The sequence below is a fragment of the Wolbachia endosymbiont (group A) of Hylaeus communis genome (genome assembly GCF_947251915.1).
Taxonomy (GTDB): domain Bacteria; phylum Pseudomonadota; class Alphaproteobacteria; order Rickettsiales; family Anaplasmataceae; genus Wolbachia; species Wolbachia pipientis.
Map to the genome: position 1 here is coordinate 1,305,607 of NZ_OX366396.1, position 24,039 is coordinate 1,329,645.

At 34.7% G+C, this 24,039-nt stretch carries 19 protein-coding genes, 1 tRNA gene and 1 other RNA gene; 15 read left to right on the forward strand and 6 right to left on the reverse strand.

The features are described from left to right. Positions 1-9: 9 nt before the first annotated feature. From ftsZ to OPR52_RS06420, 4 genes are all read left to right on the forward strand, one after another. Complete coding sequence (gene ftsZ / locus OPR52_RS06405; RefSeq protein ID WP_010962790.1) at positions 10-1,206, forward strand: cell division protein FtsZ; 1,197 nt, start codon at positions 10-12, stop codon at positions 1,204-1,206. Continuing rightward, on the forward strand, positions 1,206-1,604 hold the full coding sequence (locus tag OPR52_RS06410) for an EVE domain-containing protein (RefSeq protein WP_007549395.1): 399 nt from the start codon (positions 1,206-1,208) through the stop codon (positions 1,602-1,604). The genes ftsZ and OPR52_RS06410 overlap by 1 nt, the downstream gene beginning before the upstream one ends. A gap of 384 nt (positions 1,605-1,988) precedes the next feature. Further along, positions 1,989-2,441 (forward strand): rRNA maturation RNase YbeY, encoded by a 453-nt coding sequence (gene ybeY / locus OPR52_RS06415; RefSeq protein ID WP_010082473.1) that lies wholly within the window; start codon positions 1,989-1,991, stop codon positions 2,439-2,441. 86 nt (positions 2,442-2,527) lie between these two features. After that, positions 2,528-3,316 (forward strand): succinate dehydrogenase iron-sulfur subunit, encoded by a 789-nt coding sequence (locus OPR52_RS06420; protein WP_010082472.1) that lies wholly within the window; start codon positions 2,528-2,530, stop codon positions 3,314-3,316. Positions 3,317-3,319: 3 nt separating this feature from the next. On the opposite strand, the gene OPR52_RS06425 is transcribed toward OPR52_RS06420, so the two are convergent. Genes OPR52_RS06425 through OPR52_RS06440 form a run of 4 tightly spaced genes read right to left on the reverse strand, consistent with a single transcriptional unit; the run spans position 3,320 to position 6,753 of the window. Beyond that, the gene (locus OPR52_RS06425; RefSeq protein WP_010962793.1) at positions 3,320-4,456 is read right to left on the reverse strand and encodes a hypothetical protein; all 1,137 of its coding nucleotides are present in this window, start codon (positions 4,454-4,456) and stop codon (positions 3,320-3,322) included. A gap of 42 nt (positions 4,457-4,498) precedes the next feature. Beyond that, positions 4,499-5,278, reverse strand: a complete 780-nt coding sequence (locus tag OPR52_RS06430) for a GNAT family N-acetyltransferase (RefSeq protein WP_006280097.1) — start codon at positions 5,276-5,278, stop codon at positions 4,499-4,501. Further along, a complete protein-coding gene (locus OPR52_RS06435; RefSeq protein WP_006279290.1) occupies positions 5,268-5,750 on the reverse strand; it encodes a phosphatidylglycerophosphatase A family protein in 483 nt (160 codons plus the stop codon). The genes OPR52_RS06430 and OPR52_RS06435 overlap by 11 nt, the downstream gene beginning before the upstream one ends. A 19-nt stretch (positions 5,751-5,769) precedes the next feature. After that, positions 5,770-6,753: an NAD(P)H-dependent glycerol-3-phosphate dehydrogenase gene (locus tag OPR52_RS06440; protein WP_006280098.1), complete on the reverse strand. Its 984-nt coding sequence runs from the start codon at positions 6,751-6,753 to the stop codon at positions 5,770-5,772. Positions 6,754-7,078: 325 nt separating this feature from the next. Here OPR52_RS06440 and OPR52_RS06445 point away from each other — a divergent pair, with 325 nt between their 5' ends. Beyond that, positions 7,079-7,849 carry a response regulator transcription factor gene (locus tag OPR52_RS06445; protein WP_006280099.1) on the forward strand — a complete coding sequence of 257 codons (771 nt, stop codon included), beginning with the start codon at positions 7,079-7,081 and terminating at the stop codon, positions 7,847-7,849. A gap of 51 nt (positions 7,850-7,900) precedes the next feature. On the opposite strand, the gene rnpB is transcribed toward OPR52_RS06445, so the two are convergent. Then, positions 7,901-8,250, reverse strand: an RNA gene (gene rnpB, locus OPR52_RS06450) — RNase P RNA component class A. Positions 8,251-8,569: 319 nt separating this feature from the next. Here rnpB and OPR52_RS06455 point away from each other — a divergent pair. The 8 genes from OPR52_RS06455 (at position 8,570) to dapA (ending at position 16,272) form a co-directional block, all read left to right on the forward strand. Next, a protein-coding gene (locus OPR52_RS06455; RefSeq protein ID WP_265037751.1) for an IS630 family transposase occupies positions 8,570-9,429 on the forward strand; the annotation gives its coding sequence in 2 pieces (ribosomal slippage) (positions 8,570-8,894 and positions 8,894-9,429; 861 coding nt in all). A gap of 335 nt (positions 9,430-9,764) precedes the next feature. Then, positions 9,765-11,510 carry a type I secretion system permease/ATPase gene (locus OPR52_RS06460; protein WP_265038076.1) on the forward strand — a complete coding sequence of 582 codons (1,746 nt, stop codon included), beginning with the start codon at positions 9,765-9,767 and terminating at the stop codon, positions 11,508-11,510. Positions 11,511-11,871: 361 nt separating this feature from the next. After that, the gene (locus OPR52_RS06465; protein WP_265038077.1) at positions 11,872-13,311 is read left to right on the forward strand and encodes a hypothetical protein; all 1,440 of its coding nucleotides are present in this window, start codon (positions 11,872-11,874) and stop codon (positions 13,309-13,311) included. Positions 13,312-13,315: 4 nt separating this feature from the next. Then, on the forward strand, positions 13,316-13,924 hold the full coding sequence (locus OPR52_RS06470; RefSeq protein ID WP_015589194.1) for a hypothetical protein: 609 nt from the start codon (positions 13,316-13,318) through the stop codon (positions 13,922-13,924). A gap of 4 nt (positions 13,925-13,928) precedes the next feature. Continuing rightward, on the forward strand, positions 13,929-14,744 hold the full coding sequence (locus OPR52_RS06475; protein WP_065094808.1) for a hypothetical protein: 816 nt from the start codon (positions 13,929-13,931) through the stop codon (positions 14,742-14,744). A gap of 13 nt (positions 14,745-14,757) precedes the next feature. Further along, a tRNA-Arg gene (locus OPR52_RS06480) sits at positions 14,758-14,831 on the forward strand. 67 nt (positions 14,832-14,898) lie between these two features. Beyond that, entirely contained in the window at positions 14,899-15,381 is a 483-nt protein-coding gene (gene ssb / locus OPR52_RS06485) for a single-stranded DNA-binding protein (protein ID WP_010082448.1), read from the forward strand. A 9-nt stretch (positions 15,382-15,390) separates the two neighbouring features. After that, entirely contained in the window at positions 15,391-16,272 is an 882-nt protein-coding gene (gene dapA / locus OPR52_RS06490) for a 4-hydroxy-tetrahydrodipicolinate synthase (RefSeq protein WP_264722888.1), read from the forward strand. A 38-nt stretch (positions 16,273-16,310) separates the two neighbouring features. Here dapA and ligA read toward each other — a convergent pair whose 3' ends face one another. After that, a complete protein-coding gene (ligA, locus tag OPR52_RS06495; RefSeq protein WP_265038080.1) occupies positions 16,311-18,299 on the reverse strand; it encodes an NAD-dependent DNA ligase LigA in 1,989 nt (662 codons plus the stop codon). Between the two features lie 214 nt (positions 18,300-18,513). On the opposite strand from ligA, the gene gltX reads away from it, so the two are divergent. Together gltX and dnaE are read left to right on the forward strand one after the other, a co-directional pair. Further along, positions 18,514-19,836 (forward strand): glutamate--tRNA ligase, encoded by a 1,323-nt coding sequence (gene gltX / locus OPR52_RS06500; RefSeq protein ID WP_264722890.1) that lies wholly within the window; start codon positions 18,514-18,516, stop codon positions 19,834-19,836. Between the two features lie 862 nt (positions 19,837-20,698). Then, a complete protein-coding gene (gene dnaE, locus OPR52_RS06505) occupies positions 20,699-24,028 on the forward strand; it encodes a DNA polymerase III subunit alpha (protein WP_265038483.1) in 3,330 nt (1,109 codons plus the stop codon). Positions 24,029-24,039: the final 11 nt, after the last annotated feature.

Below are 24,039 nucleotides of genomic sequence, written 5' to 3' on the forward strand. Positions count from 1 at the left end.
GTAATTTAAATGTCTATTGATCTTAGTCTGCCGGAGTTACCTATATTGCACCCAAGGATTACCGTTGTGGGAGTGGGTGGTGCTGGTGGAAATGCTGTGAATAACATGATCCAATCTAATTTGCAAGGAGTGAATTTTGTTGTCGCAAATACCGATGCTCAAGCACTAGAAAAGTCGTTATGTGATAAAAAAATTCAGCTTGGCATTAATTTAACTAAGGGGCTTGGTGCTGGTGCTTTGCCTGATGTTGGCAAAGGTGCAGCAGAAGAGTCAATTGATGAGATTATGGAGCATATAAAAGATAGTCATATGCTTTTCATCACAGCAGGAATGGGCGGTGGTACTGGAACCGGTGCAGCACCGGTAATTGCAAAAGCAGCCAGAGAAGCAAGAGCCGCAGTTAAGGATAGAGCGCCAAAAGAAAAAAAGATATTGACTGTTGGAGTTGTAACTAAACCGTTCGGTTTTGAAGGTGTGCGCCGTATGCGCATTGCAGAGCTTGGACTTGAAGAACTGCAAAAATACGTGGATACACTTATTGTCATTCCAAATCAGAATTTATTTAGAATTGCAAATGAAAAAACTACATTTTCTGATGCATTTAAACTTGCTGATAATGTTCTGCACATTGGCATCAGAGGAGTAACTGACTTGATGGTCATGCCAGGGCTTATCAATCTTGACTTCGCTGATATAGAAACAGTAATGAGCGAGATGGGCAAAGCGATGATCGGCACCGGAGAGGCAGAAGGAGAAGATAGAGCAATTAGTGCTGCAGAGGCTGCAATATCTAATCCATTGCTTGATAATGTATCAATGAAAGGTGCGCAAGGAATATTAATTAACATTACTGGTGGCGGAGATATGACTCTGTTTGAAGTTGATGCTGCAGCCAATAGAGTGCGTGAAGAAGTAGATGAAAATGCAAATATAATATTTGGTGCTACTTTTGATCAAGCGATGGAGGGAAGAGTTAGAGTTTCTGTTCTTGCAACTGGCATTGATGGTCGCAATAATAAATCAGAAACTTCACCTATAAGTCAGAGCGAAGACTCAGAGAAAGAGAAATTTAAGTGGCCATATAGTCAAAGTGAAAGTACACAAGACAAAACACTGGAAACAAAACCAGCTGAACAGGTAAGCGAAGGAGCTAAGTGGGGCAGCAATATCTATGATATACCAGCTTACTTAAGAAGAAAAAAATAATGCAATTTTGGCTACTTAAGTCAGAGCCAAGTGAATACTCATGGCAAAAAATGGAAAAGGAGCAGGTAGTTGAGTGGGATGGTGTGCGCAATTATCAAGCTCAAAATTACATGAAAATTATGAAAGCAAGCGATCTTGCGTTTTTTTATCATACAGGTAAAGAGAAAGCAATACTTGGAATCGTTGAAGTATTTAAAGAGTATTATCATGTTAATGATCCCAAGTTCGGATTAGTGAATGTAAAGTTTTTGAAACCTTTAAATAACCAAGTAACGTTAAATAATATAAAACAAAACCCACTTTTGAAAAATATGACTATATTAAAACAACCACGTTTATCAATTGCCCCAGTTTCGGAAATTGAATGGAATGAAATAATAAGGATGAGTGATGTGTAATACCTGTCATTTCAGTTCCTAAATGATGTCATCTCAGCACACAACGCACAGCTGTATGAATATTTGTCTCGAAGGCAGTGCATTAAACGTTATAGCCGATTTTGCATCAAACACAAAGGTGTCATTCCAGTGCTTGACACTGGAATCCAGCCTTAATGCAACCACATTAAAGCCGTTGTGTTTTAATATAAGATTAGCTACTTTTATATTCACTAACTTGATGTCTAATCAAAATTCCTGGATCCCAGTGCCTAGACACTGGGATGACATCCTTCTAGTGTACAATATTCGTACAGTTGTGTACATGACACAAGGGTCTATAACTCTTCTTTTTTGGATTCCAGTGTCAGCTATTTGCATGACACCCTTACTGATGTGTCACTCATGTTAGAAGTAAATATTCTTGACAAGAAATGGTGCAGCATTATAGAAAATCCTAAAAATTTTGTATTAGGTGTCATCAATGCTTCTCTAAAAGAATTAAAAATAGACCACTATAAACCAAATATATCAATAGCTCTGGCTGATGATGACTTGCTACATCAACTTAATTTAAAATTTAGAGAAATGGATAAGCCAACTAACGTACTATCATTTCCGTATGAACAATTGTCTAATGAGTGCGATTTAGGAGACATAGCAATTTCAATAGACACAATAAAAAGAGAATCGCATGAGTATTATATACCCATTCTTGCTCACATTGCACACATGTTAGTGCATGGATTACTGCATTTACTTGGTTATGATCACCAAAAAAAAGATGAAGAAATTATAATGAAAAATCTAGAAAGAGAGATTTTAGCTTCGCTTGGCTACAATATGTGTGCGATTTAAAAGGAATTTAATAAAAATATAGTAGATGATAATAAAATATGTTATCTACAAAGGGTTTTAGCTATAAACAATAAAAGGTAAGTGATATGGTTCAGTTTTCTTTGCCAAAGAATTCTAAAATTAATCAAAAGGGCAAAATTTATCCTATTCCTGCTAGAGCAAAAAACATCAGAAGATTTCAAATTTACCGTTGGTCTGCTGATGACGAGAAAAACCCTAGAATAGACACATTTTTTATTGATATGGATAGTTGTGGCCCTATGGTACTTGATGCATTAATAAAAATAAAGGATGAAATAGATTCGACTTTAACTTTCAGACGTTCTTGTAGAGAAGGCATATGTGGATCTTGTGCCATGAATATTGACGGAACCAATACTCTTGCATGTACTAGATCTATACATGATATAAAAGGTGACGTAAAAATATATCCATTACCTCACATGTATGTAATAAAGGACCTAGTCTCGGATTTGAGCCAATTTTATGAGCAATACAAATCAATTAAACCTTGGTTACAAGCAGATAAGCCTGCCCTACCAAATAAAGAATACTCTCAATCTTCTGAAGATAGAAAAAAATTAGATGGCTTGTCCGACTGTATATTATGTGCTTGCTGTTCGACTGGTTGCCCAAGCTACTGGTGGAATAGTGATAAATTTTTAGGACCAGCAATACTATTACAAGCTTACAGATGGATTGCTGACAGCCGTGATAATAAGACAGGTGAAAGACTTGATGTTTTAAACGACCCATTCAAGTTGTATCGTTGTCATACAATAATGAATTGCACAAAAACTTGTCCTAAAGGACTTAATCCAGCAAGAGCAATAGCGAAAGTAAAACAGCTCATGGTAGAGAGAGAAGGAGTTTAAGTATTATCTTTTGCATTCTTCGTAAGAGAACAGCAAACCTTCCGAAGCGTAGGGTATTGTTAATACCCTGAACGCTTTTCCGTTTGTGAAGTGCATCGTATCATCGTACGATTCAAATAATTTTTTGAACAACTCATGTCTTTGGTTACTAATAGTTTGAAAATCCTCTTTTTCTAAAAGCTTTTTAGATTCGAAGAGGTAAAGCATAACTTCGTGATAAGTTGGGTAAGATGCCAAAAATTTTGGGTCAAATTGAAAGGTTTTTATAAAAGCATTATTATAAAATTTTAGCTTTTGATTCTTACTATATATTACTATAGCAACCGGTAACCTCTCAAGCAAATTTTTCTGTGTAGCTAAATAACTGTTTAATTCAGTATATAATTTCTCTGCATCACTAACATCTTTCCCATACATTACTATGCTACCAGAACCTTGTATTGGAATTTTAACAAAATCGAAAACCTTAGGTTCGTTCTTATAAGTTATGACATGTCTTCCTGGTTTTGTGCTATGAGCGCTACCGGTAATAGCAAATTTCTTAGAACCATCTACATATTTATCATAAAACAAGTTATAAAATTCCACCTTTCTACTCTTGTTATATCTTAGTATTGGAAATGGTAAAGAGTTGAAAACGTTTTTATAGCTCTCCACTTCCTGTGTAAGCTTACTATTTTCTAACTCAAGTCCGTTAGCCTTTATCTTACAGTCTGAGACATTCCTTATCCATAACAGCACACCTATCACATTGTTAGAATCATCTATTATGCTTCTACCGTAACATATGCAATAAACCTCACTGTCTTTTGACTTTAAATCTAGAGTAAAAGATTTATTTATTTCCTTTGCCTCAACAAAATTTTTGATTAAGCTTTCTGATTGCTCAAAAAAATTCACAAACTCATTAAATGAGTAAAAAACAGTATTAAGCAAAATTAGTAAATTGGGAGAGAACTTTTCTATACGTTTTTTTGCATCCCAAATATAAAACCCATCATTCACAGTATCAATTAAATTATTTATGATAACATTTTGATGCTGTAAGTTCTTAATCTTATTACTAATTTTTAATTTAGAATAAGAGAGAAAGAATAATATTAGAATCAATATTAAAACCACTTCATACAAAAAAAACATAGCACTTTTAAAACAAATGTAAAAATTTGTAACCGCTCAGAATTATGCTGAAGAGGTATATAAGTAAAGATTGCCTAACATTTGAAAGCCCAATCTCTTATAAAGGTTCACAGAAGATTTCATACAATGTGCTACTATATATTTGCATTCAAGCTGTTTAGCTATCTTTATTCTTTCTAAAACCATTTGGGTACCTATTCCACGATTCCTGTAAATTGGTAAAACTCCATCACTATAAAAACCAGCTACGCTATCTTGAACATAAAGACCGCATGTCCCAATAATTTCATTATTTAGTGTTACAAGAAAAAATCTTAATCTTGAGTTCTTATCATCATAATTTGATAATCCGCGAAAAAATGTGCTGACAATTCCAACGCCATGATAAAAAATTTTAGAAGTGTGTAGATCTAACTGTTCTAAGAGGTTGCTACCATTCACAGCATTTAACCTCAAGTTTGGAATAACATCAGCAGGTAAAAAGTAATTTTTCATATTAAGTAAAGCTTTTTTCGGTGTGCTAACGTGTTTTATTTCACACTTTTCTAAAATATCTCTTATTTTCATATGTGAATTTATTACCCATGTTGCTTCTATATCTCTTGTTCTGAGATAATCTAGAGTTTTTTGTATAGAAAGCTCGGTACATTGATCTCCACAGAACACAAAATTAAATAATGACTCCCTGGTACCATTTATTGTAAATATGATGTTATCAAATTCATCGTGTACTTCCCACTCAGATAAATTCGCTGTGTACAGTATATAATCCTTTAGATTTTGAACAATTAAGCTTGAATAATAAATTTTTTTATCCTGCATACACCAACAATAAACAATAAAAGGCTCCTATAAGAACACAGGCTAAAATTGCAGCTATAACGTCATCTAGCATAATACCTAAAGGACCTTTGGTATTTTTATCGATTAAATTTATAGGCCACGTTTTTATTATATCAAAAAACCTAAAAGAAAAAAAGCACAACAACAATGAAGAACAATTCATCTCTTGGCTTAACAATATCGAAACTAAAAGTATCGTCAGCAATTGACCAACCACTTCGTCAATTACTACCTCTTTTGGATCACATGAAGTCTTGTAATGTTTTATATAATTACCTGTAGACCATAATCCAATTAAGAATAAAAAAGAAATAATTGCTGCACCTAAAATTTTGTTGCTCAGGATTACAGGAACAAGCGGAAAAGAAGCCAAACTACCCACAGTACCTGGCATTTTTTTTACTGTTCCAGACAGCCACCACGTTGATATTAATTTATATAAAAATTTCACAATATATCCAAATACAAAATTAACTTATAAGAACAGAAATAGTATCCTCTATAGAGGCGCTTTCATACAATAATCTATAGACCGCTTCACATATAGGCATTTTTATCTTTAGCTTTCCTGCTAAATTAAATATGGACTCAGCAGTGCTAAAACCTTCAATCACTGACTTGCCTTCTGACAAAATCTGCTGAACATTAAAGCCATTGTCACTATTACCTATTTTAAACCCAAAAGATAAGTTTCTTGAATTCAAGGATGTGCATGTCATAATTAGGTCACCCAGACATGCTGGCCCAAGTAGTGTATTTATATCCACACTACCGTCACCAATTTTTGCTGAGTATAAAGCCTTAATTTCGCTCATACTTTTCGTAATCAATGCTGCATGAGCATTAAACCCAAGTTTACTACCTAGAACAATCCCACACGCTATAGCAAAAACGTTCTTTAACGCTGCACAAATCTGTACTCCTATAATGTCGTTACTAAACTCCAATTTAACATTTTCTTGTTGCAGCTCTGATACTAGCTTTGAACCTAATGTGTTATTTTGGCATGCAAGAACCATTGAATAGGGTAATTTTCTTGCAACTTCTACAGCAAAGCTAGGACCTGAAAAAATAGCAATAGGATTGTTAGGTAAAATTTCATTTACTATTTCACTAGGTAATTTTAATGTAGACTTTTCTATTCCCTTACAAGCTAAAATTATTGCTACATCTTTTTTCAGATTACAATTATGCAATTGCTGACATACCTTCCTCAGAGACTGAGTGGGAACAGCGAGGATTGTTACTGAAGCATTAATTGTGTCTTCAATAGCCAATTTTACTGACACATTATCAGAAATTCGACAACCGGGTAGCTTGTCACTTTCTCTTTTCCCGTTGATTGATTCAAATGTAGTTTCATTGCGAGTCCACAAAATCACATCTTTCTTACTACCTAATGAAATTGCGATTGCTGTACCCCATGCACCAGCACCTAAAATTGATATTGCCACACAATATTCCTGAAAATATTACTTATACTTTAAAATAGTAGGATAAGTAAATTAAAAATATAACACAGACATATAGAATAGTTAAATATTTATTAACCGAAGTATTCTTTTAATAATAGTAACTTTAATTCAATATTTACTAAAAATATTATTACTATCATGGTATGTCTATTATATTTTAGATCTATTTATATAACTTTGGAACAATATATTTACTATTAATTAATAAGTGTAATTTTGATCATTTGTTAATAAAAATTTGATTTATTACTTTCCTTAGTTATATATATTACTAAAATTATAAATTATTTATGGGGTGTAAAATATGCGTATATTATTAATTGAAGATGATCAAGTAAGTGCAAAGACTGTGGTTAACGCCTTAACTTCTGATGGACATTTCTGTGACGTTGTTACTTCTGCACAAGATTATAACAATAATATGGTTTCCTCAAACGGAGATTACTATGACCTAGTTATTTTAGATATACACTTGCCTGGTGATATTGACGGATATGATATATTGCTAAGACTAAGAAGTGCAAAAATCAAAGTTCCTGTCTTAATACTTTCATGTATATCCGCTGTCAATCACAAAGCTAAAGGACTCGGGTATGGTGCCGATGATTACTTAACCAAACCATTTCATAAAAGTGAGTTATTAGCTCGAATTAAGGCCATAGTGCGTCGTACTAAAGGCCATCCTGAATCGGTGATAAAGATTGGTAATATAAATATCAATTTTGATCACAGGATTGTTGAGGTGAAAGGTAAAACGGTTCACCTTACTAATAAAGAGTATTCTATGATAGAATTGCTAGCACTGCGTAAAGGAACAGTATTAACAAAAGAAATGTTCTTAAATCATCTTTACAATGGCTTAGATGAACCTTCAGATAACAAGATAGTTGATGTTTTTATGTGCAAATTACGTAAGAAACTTGAAAGTGCAAATGATGGAAAAAGCCACATAGAAACCGTTTGGGGCAGAGGCTATGTTCTGAAAGAGTATATTGATGATGATGAATATTCTAATGTTAATGTAGGCGAAAGTAGTGATGGCTATCAAGCAGAACAAGTGAAGGACAACGCATGAAATGCCTACACATTTAAATATAGCATGGCTTATATCGCACGTATCATGTGAACGCCTAGGTGAAATATAAGCCGAGTTCTGTTTATGTAGCTATTTATCTGGAGTAAATGTTACCATTTACCGCATGCGATTTACCCGAGTAGATATGAGGAAAACATAAAATCTACTTCTATTTAATCTTGCTCCTAGTGTTGGTTACTCGACTACCAATGTTGCCATTGCCATGGTGTGCTCTTACCACACCTTTTCACCCTTACCTAAAAATATTTTAGGCGGTAATTTTCTGTAGCCCTATAACTGGAGTTACCTCCGGCGGGCATTACCCGTCACTATTTTTCCTTGGAGCCCGGACTTTCCTCTGCTATGTTTATCACACAACAGCAGCTACTTATTTCACCTAGGAATTATACTTTAACATGAAAATCACAAAAGCAAAAGACAATTTCCTAACAGTCTACATATTAAAAACATTTAGACAAATAGCTAAAGGTGATATTCCGGCACATCATCACTATCCCAAGATAAGCTTTTTTCACTTTTAGACTCCGCTTCAGTTAGTCAAGAGCCTGGTCCACCGCTTGAAGACGATGAGCTACTTCTTGATCGACTACTACTTTCTACTGATATACTATTTAGCACTGTTTCAGATTGATATATATAGCTCTTTCCATAAAAGTCCGGATGTGATAGGATAAGGGTAGATGATGATAAGGAGGTTGAATGCCAGCAGCATATAGTTATGATTTAAGAAAAAAAGCAATGGAAGCGCTAGACGAAGGAGAAAGCAGAGAAACAGTGGCAGCAAGATTTAAGATTGGACGAACTACTTTATGGGAGTGGCAGCAAAGAAGAAAAGAAACAGGAGACTTTCAATCAAAAAAACTTGGAAATGGGGGTTACAATCACAAAATTACCGACTGGGATACCTTTGCCAAATTTGCCAGAGAACACGGAGGAAAGACTCTATCGGAAATGGCTAAACTTTGGAACAACGTTAGTATCCAAACGATCTATCGAGCCCTTAAAAAAATTGAATTTACGCGCAAAAAAAGACATATGGATACAAGGAAAGAAACGAAGAAAAACGTGCTGAATTTTTGAAAATTATAGCGACAAAAGAACCTAAAAACTTAGTGTATATAGATGAGTCTGGCATTGATAACACCGAAGACTACCCCTACGGATATTGCCAGAAAGGACAGCGGTTTTATGCCTTAAAATCTGGAAAGAAAACTCAACGAATCAGTATGGTTGCAGCCTTAAGTGGAAGAAAGATAGTTGTTCCGTTAACCTTTGAAGGCCACTGTAATATGGATGTTTTTAATGGATGGTTTGAGCAATTTTTGACACCGATCTTGGAACCTGGACAGACTGTCATTCTTGACAATGCTACTTTTCATAAGTCTGATAAGATTATCGAGCTTGCTAAAGGGGTTGGTGCAGAAATTTTGTATCTGCCGCCTTATTCTCCAGATTTCAACAAAATTGAGCATCATTGGTTTGCTATAAAAAACAGAGCCAGGAAAAACATTCCTCTATTCGAATCCTTTCGTCGTGCTGTTGATTCTGCCTTCCTATGACCTGTTCGGACTATTATGAGAAATGCTATAGTTCGCCTTTCATAAGTAGCGATGCAACAAAGCCATCCCAGTGTCAGCTACTTTCATGACACCATTTGCTGTGCAGTTTACCTTCAAAAATGAATGTTCGTACAGCTATGGAATGAATCGCGGTATGACGTAGCTTCGCTATAGGCAATGAAGGAAATATTAACTATACTTCTTTTTACCATTGTTTATATTTCCTATTCACATATATTAATATTTTACTCACTTAAAGTAAGCTAACTACCGTTATTAATATTTTTGTAATAAAAATTGTATATGGTGCATGTAATCAAATTAAGAGGAAGATTGTGGAAATTACGCCATCAATAAAAAAAGAATTGAAGCAAAGTACTCTATATGTTTGCCTAGAAAAATGCAAAAGTGCATTTTGGTTTATCTTTTGGTTTAGTGCGGGAATCAATTTATTAATGTTATTCCTACCACTTTATACCTCTCAAGTGCTTGATCGGGTGATATCGAGCGAAAGTGTATCAACACTAACTATGCTGACAATTATCACTTTATCTGCATTTGCATGTTCTGCAATGCTTGAAACTTGTCGATATTTAGCCATGGCAAAAATAGGTGATTGGATCGATAAAACTGCAACACCAGATCTGATAGTAAGGTCAATCAGGCTAACGTCAGTGCAGAGCTCAACTTCAAGTGGTGAAGCAATACGAGATCTCGGAGTGATAAAAAATTTCATTACAGGAAATGGTATATTCTCACTGTTTGATACTCCATGGTCGTTAATTTACCTTGTTGTGATTTTCATGATACATACCTCCACGGGGTTTATAGCTATTACTGGAATTATTATATTAGTCTCTATGGCAATATGGAATGAACTTGCCACTAAACGAATATTACAAGAAACCAACGAAGAAACTATACGGAATATCAATGCTATAGATGTTGCAACAAGAAATGCAGAAGTGGTTGAAGCTATGGGCATGTCAGAATTCATAGTCTCTGATTGGTGTAAACGAAATGATCAGAATCGAGCAATGCAAATTAAAGCACAAAATCGCTCTAATGTAATTACTGGAATCACTAAGTTTTTGCGCTCAACTCTGCAAATATCAGTAATTGGAACAGGTGCATTACTTGCAATCACAGCTCATAAGACTGCCGGTAGCATCATCGCTGCTTCAATTTTAATGGGTAGAGTATTAGCACCATTTGACGCTGCGGTTCATACTTGGAAGTTTTTAAATCAGGCTAGAATGTCATATGGAAGGCTACAAAGACTTATATTAACATCGCCAAAAAGAGAGCAAACGATGGCTCTACCAGAACCTGAAGGAAAATTGGAATTTGATAGAGTATTTTTTACTCCTTATGGAAGCAATAAGCCGACAGTAAAAGGAATATCATTCATTATAGATCCTGGAGATGTAGTTGGTGTTATTGGTGCAAGTGCTTCTGGTAAATCCACTATCGCAAAATTAACTGTTGGTGTATGGAAGCCAATATCTGGTGTAGTCAGACTAGATGGCGCTGATGTATATACTTGGAATCGAGAAAATTTTGGTAATTATGTTGGCTACTTACCTCAGGATATTGAGTTATTTAACACTAGTGTCAAAGCTAATATTGCTCGCATGAGGCCAGATCCAAATCCTGAAGAAATAATCAAAGCAGCAAAAATTGCAGGAATACATGAACTAATACTAAGCTTACCAAATGGATATGATACAACAATAGGAGGTCCTGGAGGAGTAACGCTCTCTGGCGGCCAAAAACAGCTTCTTGGACTTGCCAGAGCTTTTTATGGTCACACAAAACTTTTAGTACTTGATGAACCAAACGCTAACTTAGATAGCAATGGAGAGGCATGCTTAATTAATGCAATTGGCATTGCAAGAAAACAAAATACTACTACTGTTATCATCACTCACAAGCTACCGTTATTGTCCGTAGTTGATAAGGTGATCCTCATGTCAGATGGTATCATTTACGCTATGGGACCAAAAGATGAGATTTTGAGCAAATTAGTTGTTCCATCATCAAGTACCACAGAAGATGAGCGCTCTTCAGCAAATGGTTAGTTTACTTACAATAAATTCTGTATCTGAAATAACAACTGTTCCAGAAAAATATATATTTCTTTACCATTAGAAATAATATTACAAGAATAGTAAATAGATTAATAACTCTTATTAATTAAAGTCAATCGGCAGATATAGCTAAAGTGGCTTAGGTTTACCTACAATTTGAAAAACAACAAATTCGTCTTAATGAATTTTCTTAATTTGTTATCTAAATAACTTAATATTAGTGGTAATTTTATAAAAAAATTATAATATAAATAATGTTGCTGCGAAAATTTATAACAATATTTCCCTCTAACGTTTAATGAATTTCAATAAATTGCCTTTTTAATTCTAGATAAGTATATGCTTTGTTAATATGTTTAGTTCAAAATCCAAAAGTAAGTTTATGCTTTCTATTGGAGAAGAAGGCATAATGTTACTATATTTTAAAAATAATACTTTAAATAAAAGGTATTTTGTTAAGGGCAAAAACGATAAAGCAGTTTCCGATTTAATTTCATGTCTTTCGTCAGATAAAAAAGCACCTTTATACCTGGTGCTTAATCATGCAGATCAAAATTACTCGCTACAGTTTATTACAAGGGCAAACAAGATTAGTGCCTATCTATCAGCAAAAACAAAGATGGAGCATTTTTCTCGTAATAATGACATAAGTTCAGTTTTTTTGGTTGAGAAGCCAAACAAATTCAATCAAAACTGGTGCTATCTTCTTGTTTCATCAAAAGCAAAGCATTTAGTAGAATATTGGTTGAATGTGTTTATTGAGATAGGCTCCAACTTTAAGGGAATATTAATGTTTCCTATAGAAATAAGTAATATAACAAAAAAGATTCTACATAAAGATCCTAATAATTGGAAAATTATAGTTGCTGCAACTAAAACGGGAGGCTATAGACAAGTGGTTCTTAAAGAGAATAAAATGGTATTTACGCGCTTAACATCATTTACTAATGATAATTTACCAGGAATTATCGCTGGTGGAATATATCAGGAAGTGCAAGATACTATTCGATCCTTAACTAAGTTTGGGTTTGAAAAAAATAACCCTATCGACCTTTGTATCATAGTGTCAGAAGATATCAAAGCTAGTTTATCAGTCATAAATTTTTCAGAGAACAGTGTGAACATATTAACTCCATATGAGTTAGGCAAACTATTAGGAGCAGAACTAGCTATAAGTGAAAAAGATAACTTTTGCGATACCATAATTTTGTTTCATAGCTTTAAGAATAAATTAGCAGCTATTTTTAATACAAAGGAAACTAAAGAATTTTATCTATTCAATTACCTTTATTTAAACTCTCCTCGAATTTTTCTATACTTCGCCCTGGTTTTAGTTATAACAAACACCCTTTGTTTGCTAAATTTGTATTCAAATTTCAATGTCGCTGATAATTTATCAGCAAAGCAGAACACCTTAAATAACCAATTAACAAAACTTAGCCAAAGCTATAATGTAAAAAAAATAGATGAAATTTATGATTTTATTAATATCAATAATATTTTATCAAAAATAGAATACTCTCCTCTTACACAAGTTAAGTATGTAGAAAAGTTAAAAATACCAGGTATAGAGCTTCGATCATTTGAATGGAATTATCATGAGGCAAAAAGTTATATTACCACAACTTTAAAGTTTAATTTTCAATCCGGTAAAAATATTTCTCATCAATACGAGAAACTACGAAAAAATTTAAACGATAATTTTCGTACCTATGACATTAATATTTCTAGCTTACCTGCTGCTAAAGAGCAAAATCTATCTATTGATGTTGAAATAGGAGAGGCAATGTAGATTAATGACTATCTCTCAATTAAAAAGAAAAGCTACAATTCAGTTTATATCGTATTTGTTATTATCTGTTGGATTAATAGGGTTATTAACATATGTTGTTATCTATAACGAAAAGATTTATAATAAAAACCAAATTGCGATTGATAAAATACGTTCTATTAATTTACAGATTACTGGAATTCAAAAAAAGGAAGTTGTTCTAAATAAAAACCTAGATTTATGGAAAAAAATTTCTTCTTCAAATTTACATAGTAGCAGATACATTGCAAATTTAAATTTCGAGCTTAGCAAGTTATATAAAAAGCACTATATATTAGAACCTGAAATATCAATTTCTATACCCGAAGAAGTTGAGCTCCACAACAAAAGTGAACGCACAAAAGTAATAAAAAGTGAAGTGGTCCTAAATTTAAGCTCAATCAGCGATAAGCATATTTTTTTATTTCTACAGTCTATTCCAAATCTGCCCGGTTATGTTATGATCAAATCTCTTATTTTAAATAAGCAGAGAAATATTGATGCTGCAACTATGAATCAGATTTTGAATGGTAATATGATAGAGATAGTGAGAGCTAATATAGTCTTTGATTGGTATACTATATTAAGTAGATAAGGTAATGAACATAAAGCTGTTTTTTATTTTTACGCTACTCATTTCCAATGTTAATGCATATTGCAGTTGTGAAGATATCATAGAAAGCATAGAAATTTGTAAGGAGTATTCTTGCCGACAATATATTGGCAATGAAGATTTTATTGAGCATAAAATATTAGGATTAAATAGTGGAAATTTATGCGTATATATAGAAAAACAAGGTAATGATGAAATGGTTTGTCATCATTCTCAGTATGGAATGATGATAGAAAAAAGATATTTTGAAAGTATTCTTAAAGTTGGCAATCAAGAAATCGACGATTTTATTGATATAGCAAATTTGCGTGCAAAAGAGTGTTTCTTTATCAACAATCAAAAACTAAGCTATACAGATCGGGACGATATAATAAGAGAAGCAGTGGAAAGTGACTTTGACGTTTTGTCACAATATAGTAACGTAAAAAGCATTTTTTTTGATGAAGAGCCAGTTAATAGAATGGTCAATGAAATGGAAAAGTTCAATTTAAGATCTTCAAGAGCTGTAAAAGAGGAGGTATCAGATAATTTCAACTGTAAGGTAGTGAGTTTAGACTCAATCTTATATCTTTCTCCCGATACATGGAAAATATGGGTAAATGGAAAACTGTTTATAAATACTAAGGATTTAAAAGTGCACTCAGTCACTGAAAATTATGTAACTTTTGTATGGACCGTAGATCAAAAAGCAATAAAAAAGCATGCGAATGATTCTCAAAATGTATATTTTGGATATGGGAGTATTATGTTTACGCTTTATCCAAAACAAAAATTTGACTTGGATGGCTTATCTATTAAATAACTTAAATATATATGCGCTTGTAGCTCAGTTGGATAGAGCGTTGCCCTCCGGAGGCAAAGGCCGTGGGTTCGAATCCCTCCAAGCGCACTTTTAATTAAATTTGACAATAGTATTTTCACATAAGATAATAAAAGGATTTATTTAGAGCATAATTATGTCTGGTGGTACCATAAACAAAGTCATACTAGTTGGTAATTTAGGAAAAGATCCTGAAATTAGGACTACACAAAATGGAAAAGAAATGGCAAGTTTTTCAATAGCCACGTCTGAAAGTTGGACTGACAAACTTTCCGGTATGCGCTCTGAAAAGACAGAGTGGCATAATATCGTAATTTTTAGTGAAGGATTAGTAAAAATCGTCAAAGATTTTGCACGCAAAGGCAGTAAAGTTTATGTTGAAGGTTCTTTGAGAACTAGAAAATGGACTGACCAAAACGGTGGTGAAAGATACACAACAGAGGTGGTTCTATATAATTTTAATAGCGCTCTTACTCTCTTGGATTCACGAAATAGTGCGCCAAATTCTGATTACAAGCCAAGTGAATACAAACAAGGTGAAACAGAACAAAAAGATAAACACGAAAGTTTTGACAACGATATAAAAGATGAACTACTCGACGATGAAATACCATTTTAACAATTTAAATTGAAATCTACATTTTTATGGACTGCTTGTGTTACTCCTTTTAATTGCAATGGGGATAGCATAGATTATAGCAGTTTGCAGCGTTTACTGACAATGCAAGTTAAAGCTGAAAATGGCGTAGTGTTGCTGGGTAGCACAGGTGAGAGCCTATCGCTTACTGATTCTGAAAAGCGTACATTAGTTGAATTCGTATGTAAGCTAAAATTAAATACGAAAATTATAATTGGCGTACCAGGAGTGAATCTATATCAGACTCTTGAATGGCTTGATTTTTGCAAGGGTATGCCTATTCATGGCTATCTAATGACAACTCCCATTTATGCAAAGCCCGGAATTATGGGGCAGACTTTATGGTTTGAAAAGCTACTTGAAAAAGCACATGTGCCGGCTATGTTTTACAATATTCCATCGAGAGCAGGAGTGAGTCTTCACGCTGAAACTGTACGCAACTTATCCAGTCACGAAAAATTTTGGGCTATCAAAGATTCAAGTGGCACTGTTGATACTTTAACTCAGTATAAGAAAGTTGCACCAAATATTGAGGTCTTTTGCGGAGATGATAATATGATATCCGATATGGCCGCCTATGGTGCGGCTGGCCTGGTTTCCGTTGCTTCCAATGTTTGGCCATATGTAGCACATGAATATGTTAAGAAGTGCCTCAATGGCAGGAACCCTCAGGCAGATATCTGGCAACAGGCTTGCGAAGCGTTATTTATTGCCAGCAACCCAATACCCACTAAAGCACTTTTGCATGATATTGGGCTCATAGAACATCAAACTGTCCGCCTACCACTCAGCACAGAAGACTTGCCTTCTGTTGAAAAATTGAGGCAAGTCAATAAAATGATTCTTGGATGGAAAGAATTGGCTACTCTCTAAATAGTCTTGCAACTTTGATTTAATATACAATCCAAGTTTCATTTGAACACTCCCAAACTTATCACTTTATGCCACTGGTCTTCATCTAAAATTTCTACACCTAATTCCACTGCCTTTTTATATTTGGATCCTGGTTTTTCTCCTGCAATTAGGTAGTCAGTTTTAGCAGAAAGATGTGAGCTGACCTTTGCTCCTAGAGTTTTGGCTCTTACTTTTGCCTCTCCTCTACTCATAGCAAGTAGCTTACCAGTAAACACTATAATTTTATTATTTAAAACAGAGTTACTAGAGTTGGAGCTCACAGGAAGAATTTGAAGACAAGCAGTAAGATCATTTAACATTTTGATGTTATGTTCCTTAGAAAAAAATGATTCCAAAGATTCAGCTACTTTTTTTCCTATGCCGTCTATACCTACTAGCTCAGTATTATCTGATGACAGTTCAATCATCGAATTATACCAATTATCATAAGAAACATAATAATCTGCAAGCAATTCTGCTGCAACTTGGCCAATAAATCTAATACCTAAAGAAAATATAAACCTATCTAGAGTTATTACCCTTCTGCTTTGTATAGCATTTAATAAATGAGCTATTGATTTCTTGCCCCAACCAGACTGTTCTTCCAGATTAAATTCATCCAATCTTTCTTCTAAAGTAAAAATATCGGGAATTTGTTTTATCAGACCAAGGTCGTAAAAAAACTCTATCTGCTTATCACCAAGGCCAACAATGTCAAATGCATCTTTCGATACAAAATGCTTTAGTTTTTCTATTATTTGAGCTTTACAGGCAAATTCCTCAGGACATCTTACTGCAGCCTCTCCCTCAACCTGACGTACTTTACTACCACATTCAGGGCATACTTCAGGAAACACAAATTCAGGTGTATTTGGAAGACGAGAATCTCTGCTTACTTCAACGATCTGGGGAATTACATCCCCTGCCCTTTTGATTGTTACAATATCTCCCTCTCTTATGTCTTTACGTTTTATCTCATCTTGGTTATGCAGACTTGCTCTACTAACTAGCACCCCACCAACATTGACTGGCACTAAATCTGCAACTGGAGTTAAAACCCCTGTTCTGCCCACCTGTATAAATATCTTGTTTAACTTTGTTTTTGCATAAACCGCAGAAAACTTGTATGCAAGTGCTGAGCGCGGTGCTTTGTGAGTATTCCCTAGACGATTTTGTAGTACCAAATCATTTACTTTATAGACTATTCCATCAATATCATAATCCAAGTTATAGCGACAGTTATAGACTTCATTATAGAACTTCAGCATTCCATCTAAACTACTCGTTAAGGACTGATGCTCATTTACGCAAAAACCAAGTGCCTCAAGCTTATTTAGTACCTCACTTTGACTTTTCTCTGCTCCACTAATCAAAGAATAAGCAAAATATCTAAGAGGTCTGCTTGCTGTAATGTTTGCATCCAATTGCTTTAGAGAACCAGCGGCTGCATTTCGAGGATTGGCAAATTCATCGTTTTCATTTAACTTTAAAAAGTCGCTGTTACTGATGTATATTTCACCTCTTACTTCTAGTCTTCCTTGCACACCTTGCAAAAACTTAGGAAAGCCTTTTATTGTTGCAACATTGTGAGTGACATCTTCCCCTACAAAACCATCACCTCGAGTTGCAGCTTTAACAAATCTTCCATCCTCATAAATTGCAGAAAACGACAACCCATCAATTTTTGGTTCACATAATATCTCTATTTTGTCCTCAATTAAAAACCTCTTTATTTTAGACAAAAATTTCTCTACACCTTGTTCATCATAAGCATTCTCAAGGGAAAGCATAGGTTCTTGATGTTCCACCTTAGAAAACTTCTCATCAGGTGGAGCACCAACACTATCTTGTGTTGCATAAATTTCTGGCTCTATTTCAGCTAACTTTTTCTTCAGTTCATCATATTCAGCATCACTTATTTCTGGCTTATTTTTTTGGTGATACAAAACATTATGATAATTTATTTGATCTTGCAGTTTTTCTCTCATCTTTTCTAAGTTAGTCATGATACCAATATAATGCTACATTAGCCTTTGTCGTCAAGCTGTGAATTTTCTTGAATTTATCATATGGTCTTAATCCATCAAATATCAAAGGTGCCACAATGCTATAGCCATACTTATTCTTCTCTCGCTCAATTGTATTAGCAGATCTCACTTGCTTTAGCCATATATTTATATAAAATTAAAATAAATTAGAGTAAACAATATTGCTGTTTAAATGCTAACAAGATTCGCTCCAAGCCCAACTGGCTACCTCCACGTAGGAAACGTACGAACTGCCTTGGTTTGTTGGATGTACACACGCAATCAAAATGGAAAATTTTTACTCCGTTTTGATGATACTGACCTTCAGCGTTCAGATGTCAAATATATAAATGATATCATACAAGATTTGAAATGGATTGGTATCAATTGGGATGCAAGTTTCAAGCAATCAGAGCGCTTTGAGCGTTACAATGAGGTGTTTTTGCAGTTAATAAAAGAAGGGCATATTTATGCATGCTATGAAACAAGAGAAGAGTTAGACATTAAACGAAAATTGCAGTTAAAACAAGGACTTCCCCCTGTATATGACAGAAGCGCGTTACTTCTAACTGAGCAAGAGAAAATTAGTTATGAGCAAGAAGGAAGAAGACCACATTTTAGATTTAAGTTGGATAGAAATGAAGTTGTTAAATGGAATGATGAAGTTAAAGGTGAAATAAATATTGCAACAAGTCACATCAGCGATCCTGTGGTAAAAAGAGAAGATGGAATGTACACATACATGTTACCTTCTGCTATCGATGATGTTGACTTTAATGTAACCCATGTTGTACGTGGGGAAGATCATGTAACTAATACCGCAGTGCAAATCCAAATGATTAAAGCATTAAAAGCGAAAATTCCTATGTTTGCTCACCTTTCTCTGCTACATTTTGATGATAGCAAGATATCGAAACGGAAAGGCGGGCTGGATATCAAATCTATAAAAGAAGATGAAATTGAACCGATGGCACTAGTTAGTTATTTAGTGAAGCTCGGAACATCCAATCCAATTGAAGCTTGCGCCTGTATGCAATCTTTGATTGATTCATTTAATATTAAAAAATTTAGCTCAGCATCTGTACAATTCAGCTTGAGTGAAATATATAAGCTAAATAGCAAAGTTCTGCAACAAATGCCATTTGAAATGGTGCAAGACCGTTTAAATCAAATTGGAGTGGACTCCTCAGAGTTTTGGTATTTTATAAGGAACAATATAGAAAGGTTTTCTGAGGTGGCCAAGTGGTGGAAAATATGCAAATCTGATATAGAGCCTGTGATTCTTGATAAGGAGCTTATAAAAATTGCGTTCAATGCATTGCCCCAAGGTGATTGTAATGAAAACACGTTGTCAGAATGGGTCAAAACTATTCGACAAACAGTGGATATAAAGGCAAAAAACCTATTTACGCAGTTGCGTTCAGCTTTAACAGGAACAGAAACAGGACCAGAGCTCGCTAAACTATTAATTTTTATCGGCAAAGAAAATATCATTGCAAGGTTAAAAGAAAAGTGAAAACTAAAGAATTATAGCTAATGCAATCCCTACGTCATACCGCGATTCATTCGCGGTATCCCTTAGCCGCTAACAAGCAGCGGGATGACGATTGTCAGGGTGTCATCCAAGTAGCCTCTTTCTTGTCATCCCAGTGCCCAGACACTGGGATCCAGCCTTTCCATAATCATTAAAACATTGTATTTTAACTAAAACAGCTATTTTTATGCTCACCAACTTAATAAAATTCCTGGATCCCAGTGTCTGGGCACTGGGATGACAAAAAAAGGAGCACTGACCTCTCTTGGGCTCTTTTAGCTACAAACGTTAAGAAATTTACCAAATAAAAAAAAGGCAAAAGAAGCCCCGTGGTTATTATCCGCTTTAAAATATTGGCGTTTTTTATGTTTTAAACGCTTGACAAGCGAGATTCAGCCGCTTTTAATTGCAACTAACTTACGCTGCAAATGTTTAAGAAATTTACTAAGCAGAAAAAAAGACAAAGAATCCCCGAGTTAGCTAGTCTTTTACTATCTCTGTCGAGTATTGGCATTTTTTGATGTCTTGTAACGCTTTATAAGCGCGTTCAGCTTATTTAGATAAAAATCTAGATGTAGATGAAGTTTTGTAAAGACATACAGTATCTATATACTGCAAAAAATTGAACATAAGACGACGATACATTAAGTAATCCTTACCTTTTAATCTGCAGATTGGCGAAAGCAAATACAATAGCTCCACTATCATGATAAGGGAGCTGGCGGAGTTTGTCAAGTAAGTTTTTGTATTTTAATTTTAGAATTTTATAGGCTTTTGTTCTCATGAAAATTATGTTCTCATGAGTAAATTAATGTTATCCTTTTTTGTTGATCTAAAGTTTTTTATGTTCATACACTTGCGTGTTCATAGTGTTTATTCACTGCTTGAAAGCTCGGTTAAAATTGAGGAGCTGATCGGCCTTTGTTTGCGAAATAAAATGCCAGCGGTTGCAATTACTGATTCAGGTAACTTGTTTGGCTCACTTGAATTTGCAGAATATGCGGCAAGTAGGGGAATACAGCTAATAATAGGATGCAATATTATAGTTAAACATTCAGAACAAAATTTACCTATATTATTGCTTGCAAAAAATGAGCAAGGGTACACTAATTTAGTCACTTTGGTGAGTGAGTCTTTTAGAAAGCGCAAGAATAACAGCGATATTCCTTACGTTGATTTTGATGAGCTATTGAATTTAAGTACGGGTCTGATCGCTTTAACCGGTGGATGTTTGGCTCAACTATTGTTGGGGCAAGATAAAGAAACGGTTGAAAAACTGCTTTCAGCATTCAATGGTCATTTATATGTTGAATTGCAGCGTCATGGGTTGAATAAAGAGCTAGAGCTTGAAGAAGCTTTGATAGACTTTGCTTATCAGCGCAATATACCACTAGTTGCAACGAACGATGTATTTTTTCCAAATAGGTCTGACTATGAGGCTTATGATATATTAACGTGTATATCGGAGGGGAGTTATGCCCTGGAGAATAACAGAAAGAAGTTAACTACCGAGCATTACTTCAAATCTGTGGCAGAAATGGAGGAGCTGTTCAGCGACATTCCCGAAGCAATTCATAACACTTTAGTGATAGCTAAGCGGTGCTCTTACATGCCAAGAAGCAGGCAGCCTATTTTGCCTAAATTTCCTTGTAGAGAAAATAAAACTGAGAATGAAGAACTGAGGGAGCAGGCAGTTGCAGGATTAGAATTCCGCATTGCGAATGAGACAGACATAGACCTTAAACAATACTACGATCGGCTGAATTACGAACTGAGTGTGATAACTTCGATGAACTACGCTGGCTACTTTTTGATAGTTTCTGATTTTATTCGTTGGAGCAAAGCAAATGGCATTCCAGTTGGTCCAGGAAGAGGCTCTGGTGCTGGATCAATTGTTGCTTGGGGCTTGCAGATTACAGACCTTGATCCAATAAAGTTTGGCCTAATATTTGAAAGATTTTTGAATCCTGATCGTGTATCGATGCCTGACTTTGATATCGATTTCTGCCAAGAGAAAAGGGACCTGGTTATTGATTATGTTCAGAAAAAGTACGGTTATGTTGCTCAAATAATCACTTTTGGTAAATTGCAGGCAAGGGCAGTATTGCGTGATGTTGGTAGAGTATTGCAAATGCCTTACTCTCAAGTGGATAAAATATCTAAAATGGTTCCATTTAATCCAGTAAATCCTGTAACTTTATCACAAGCGATAGAGTTTGATCAAAACCTGCAGAAAGAGCGGGATAGTGATGAGGTAATTGCAAAGCTTCTTGATATATCTCTTAAGCTTGAAGGAATATATCGTCACGTTTCAACCCATGCTGCTGGAATTGTAATATGTGATCAAAAGTTGGAAAATTTTGTTCCTGTGTATTATGATCCAAATTCAGCTTTGCCAATCACTCAATACAGCATGAAATATGTGGAGAAAGCTGGGCTAATAAAATTTGATTTTCTTGGACTTGGTACGCTAACGCTAATAGATCATGTATGTCGTTTAATTAATCGTGATGGAAAAAAGATTGATATTTCTTCAGTTTCTTTGAATGATCAAAAAACCTATGAGATGCTCTCAAGCGGTGATTCAATTGGAGTGTTCCAGCTTGAAAGTTCGGGAATGAGAGAAGCTTTAATTAAACTAAAACCGGACTGCATTGAGGACATCATCGCTTTAATCTCCCTTTATCGTCCAGGACCTATGGATAACATTCCAACTTATGTTGCAAGAAAGCATGGACTTGAGAAGCCAGATTATATTCATCCGTTACTTGAGGAAGTATTAAAAGAGACATTTGGGGTAATAATTTACCAAGAACAAGTGATGGAAATAGCGCGTATTCTTTCCGGGTATAGCTTAGCGGAAGCAGATTTGCTGAGACGTGCCATGGGTAAGAAAATCAAGGAAGAGATGGATAAACAACGTGAACTTTTTGTCCAAGGGGCAACAAAAAATGGCGTTGATTATGACAGGGCAAGTTATATCTTTGACCTTGTTGCAAAATTTGCTGGTTATGGGTTCAATAAATCTCATGCTGCAGCATATGCGGTTATATCTTATCAAACGGCTTACCTTAAAGCTAATTATCCATTAGAATTTTTTACAGCACTAATGAATCTGAATATTGATGATAGAGATAAACTGAATTTATTTTATCATGCAGCAAAGTTTAGTGGCGTTACCGTTCTTTCACCTGATATAAACAAGTCTCAAGCTGAATTCTCAATAGAGGATGAACGCATACGTTATGGTATTGCTGCCTTGAGGAATGTTGGTTTTTCTATAGCGGAAGGAATAGTGAACGTACGTTCAAGCGCTTGTAAGGACATATGGGAATTCATTCAAAATTCAGGTCATATAATAAATAAGAGAGCGCTAGAAAGCCTGATTAAATCCGGAGCATTCGATAGCGTGCATAAGAACAGAAAGCAGCTATATGAGTCAATGGACATGCTGATTTACTTTGCAAATAAAAACAAACAGGATAGAGAATCAAGTCAAGCTGCTTTGTTTGGTAGTCTTGATGTCCTCAAACCGAAACTTGAGAATGTGGAAGATTTTGATGAAGAGGAAAAATTAGAACATGAGTTATTTTCACTAGGATTTTATTTAACTAATCATCCGCTTGAAAAATTTAGAACTCTTCTGGAAAAGTTAAATATTGGGTTTATCGGAGAAAATAGAACAGCAAAAACTGCTGGGGTAATATTAAATGCACGTATGAGAACTTCAGAGCGTGGAAGGTTTGTTATACTCACACTTTCTGATCCCCATAACGTTTCTGAAATAGCATTCTATAATAATGAAATAATAGAAGAAAAAAGAGATTTATTTTCACCAGGAACGTTTGTGATAATTGATCTTGAAGCTTCGGAAAATACAACAAGATTAGCAGGCAAGGATATATCTGAGTTTACAAAAAGAGTCACTTCTACAATAAAAGAATTAGTTCTCACCACTGAGTGCACGGATTCGCAAAAAGCCGCTATGGAATTAAACACAATATTGAAAGATGAAGGCAGAACCAAAATAATGCTAAAACTTCTTCTCGAAAAACATAAAGTGAGCATCTTATTACCAGGTGCATACTCAATTGCTCCTCAAGTTATTTATGAAATATCTAACTTAAGCTGGATTAAAGGCGTAGAAATTAACACAAATAACTTGCTTATATAAAAAAGCTTTAT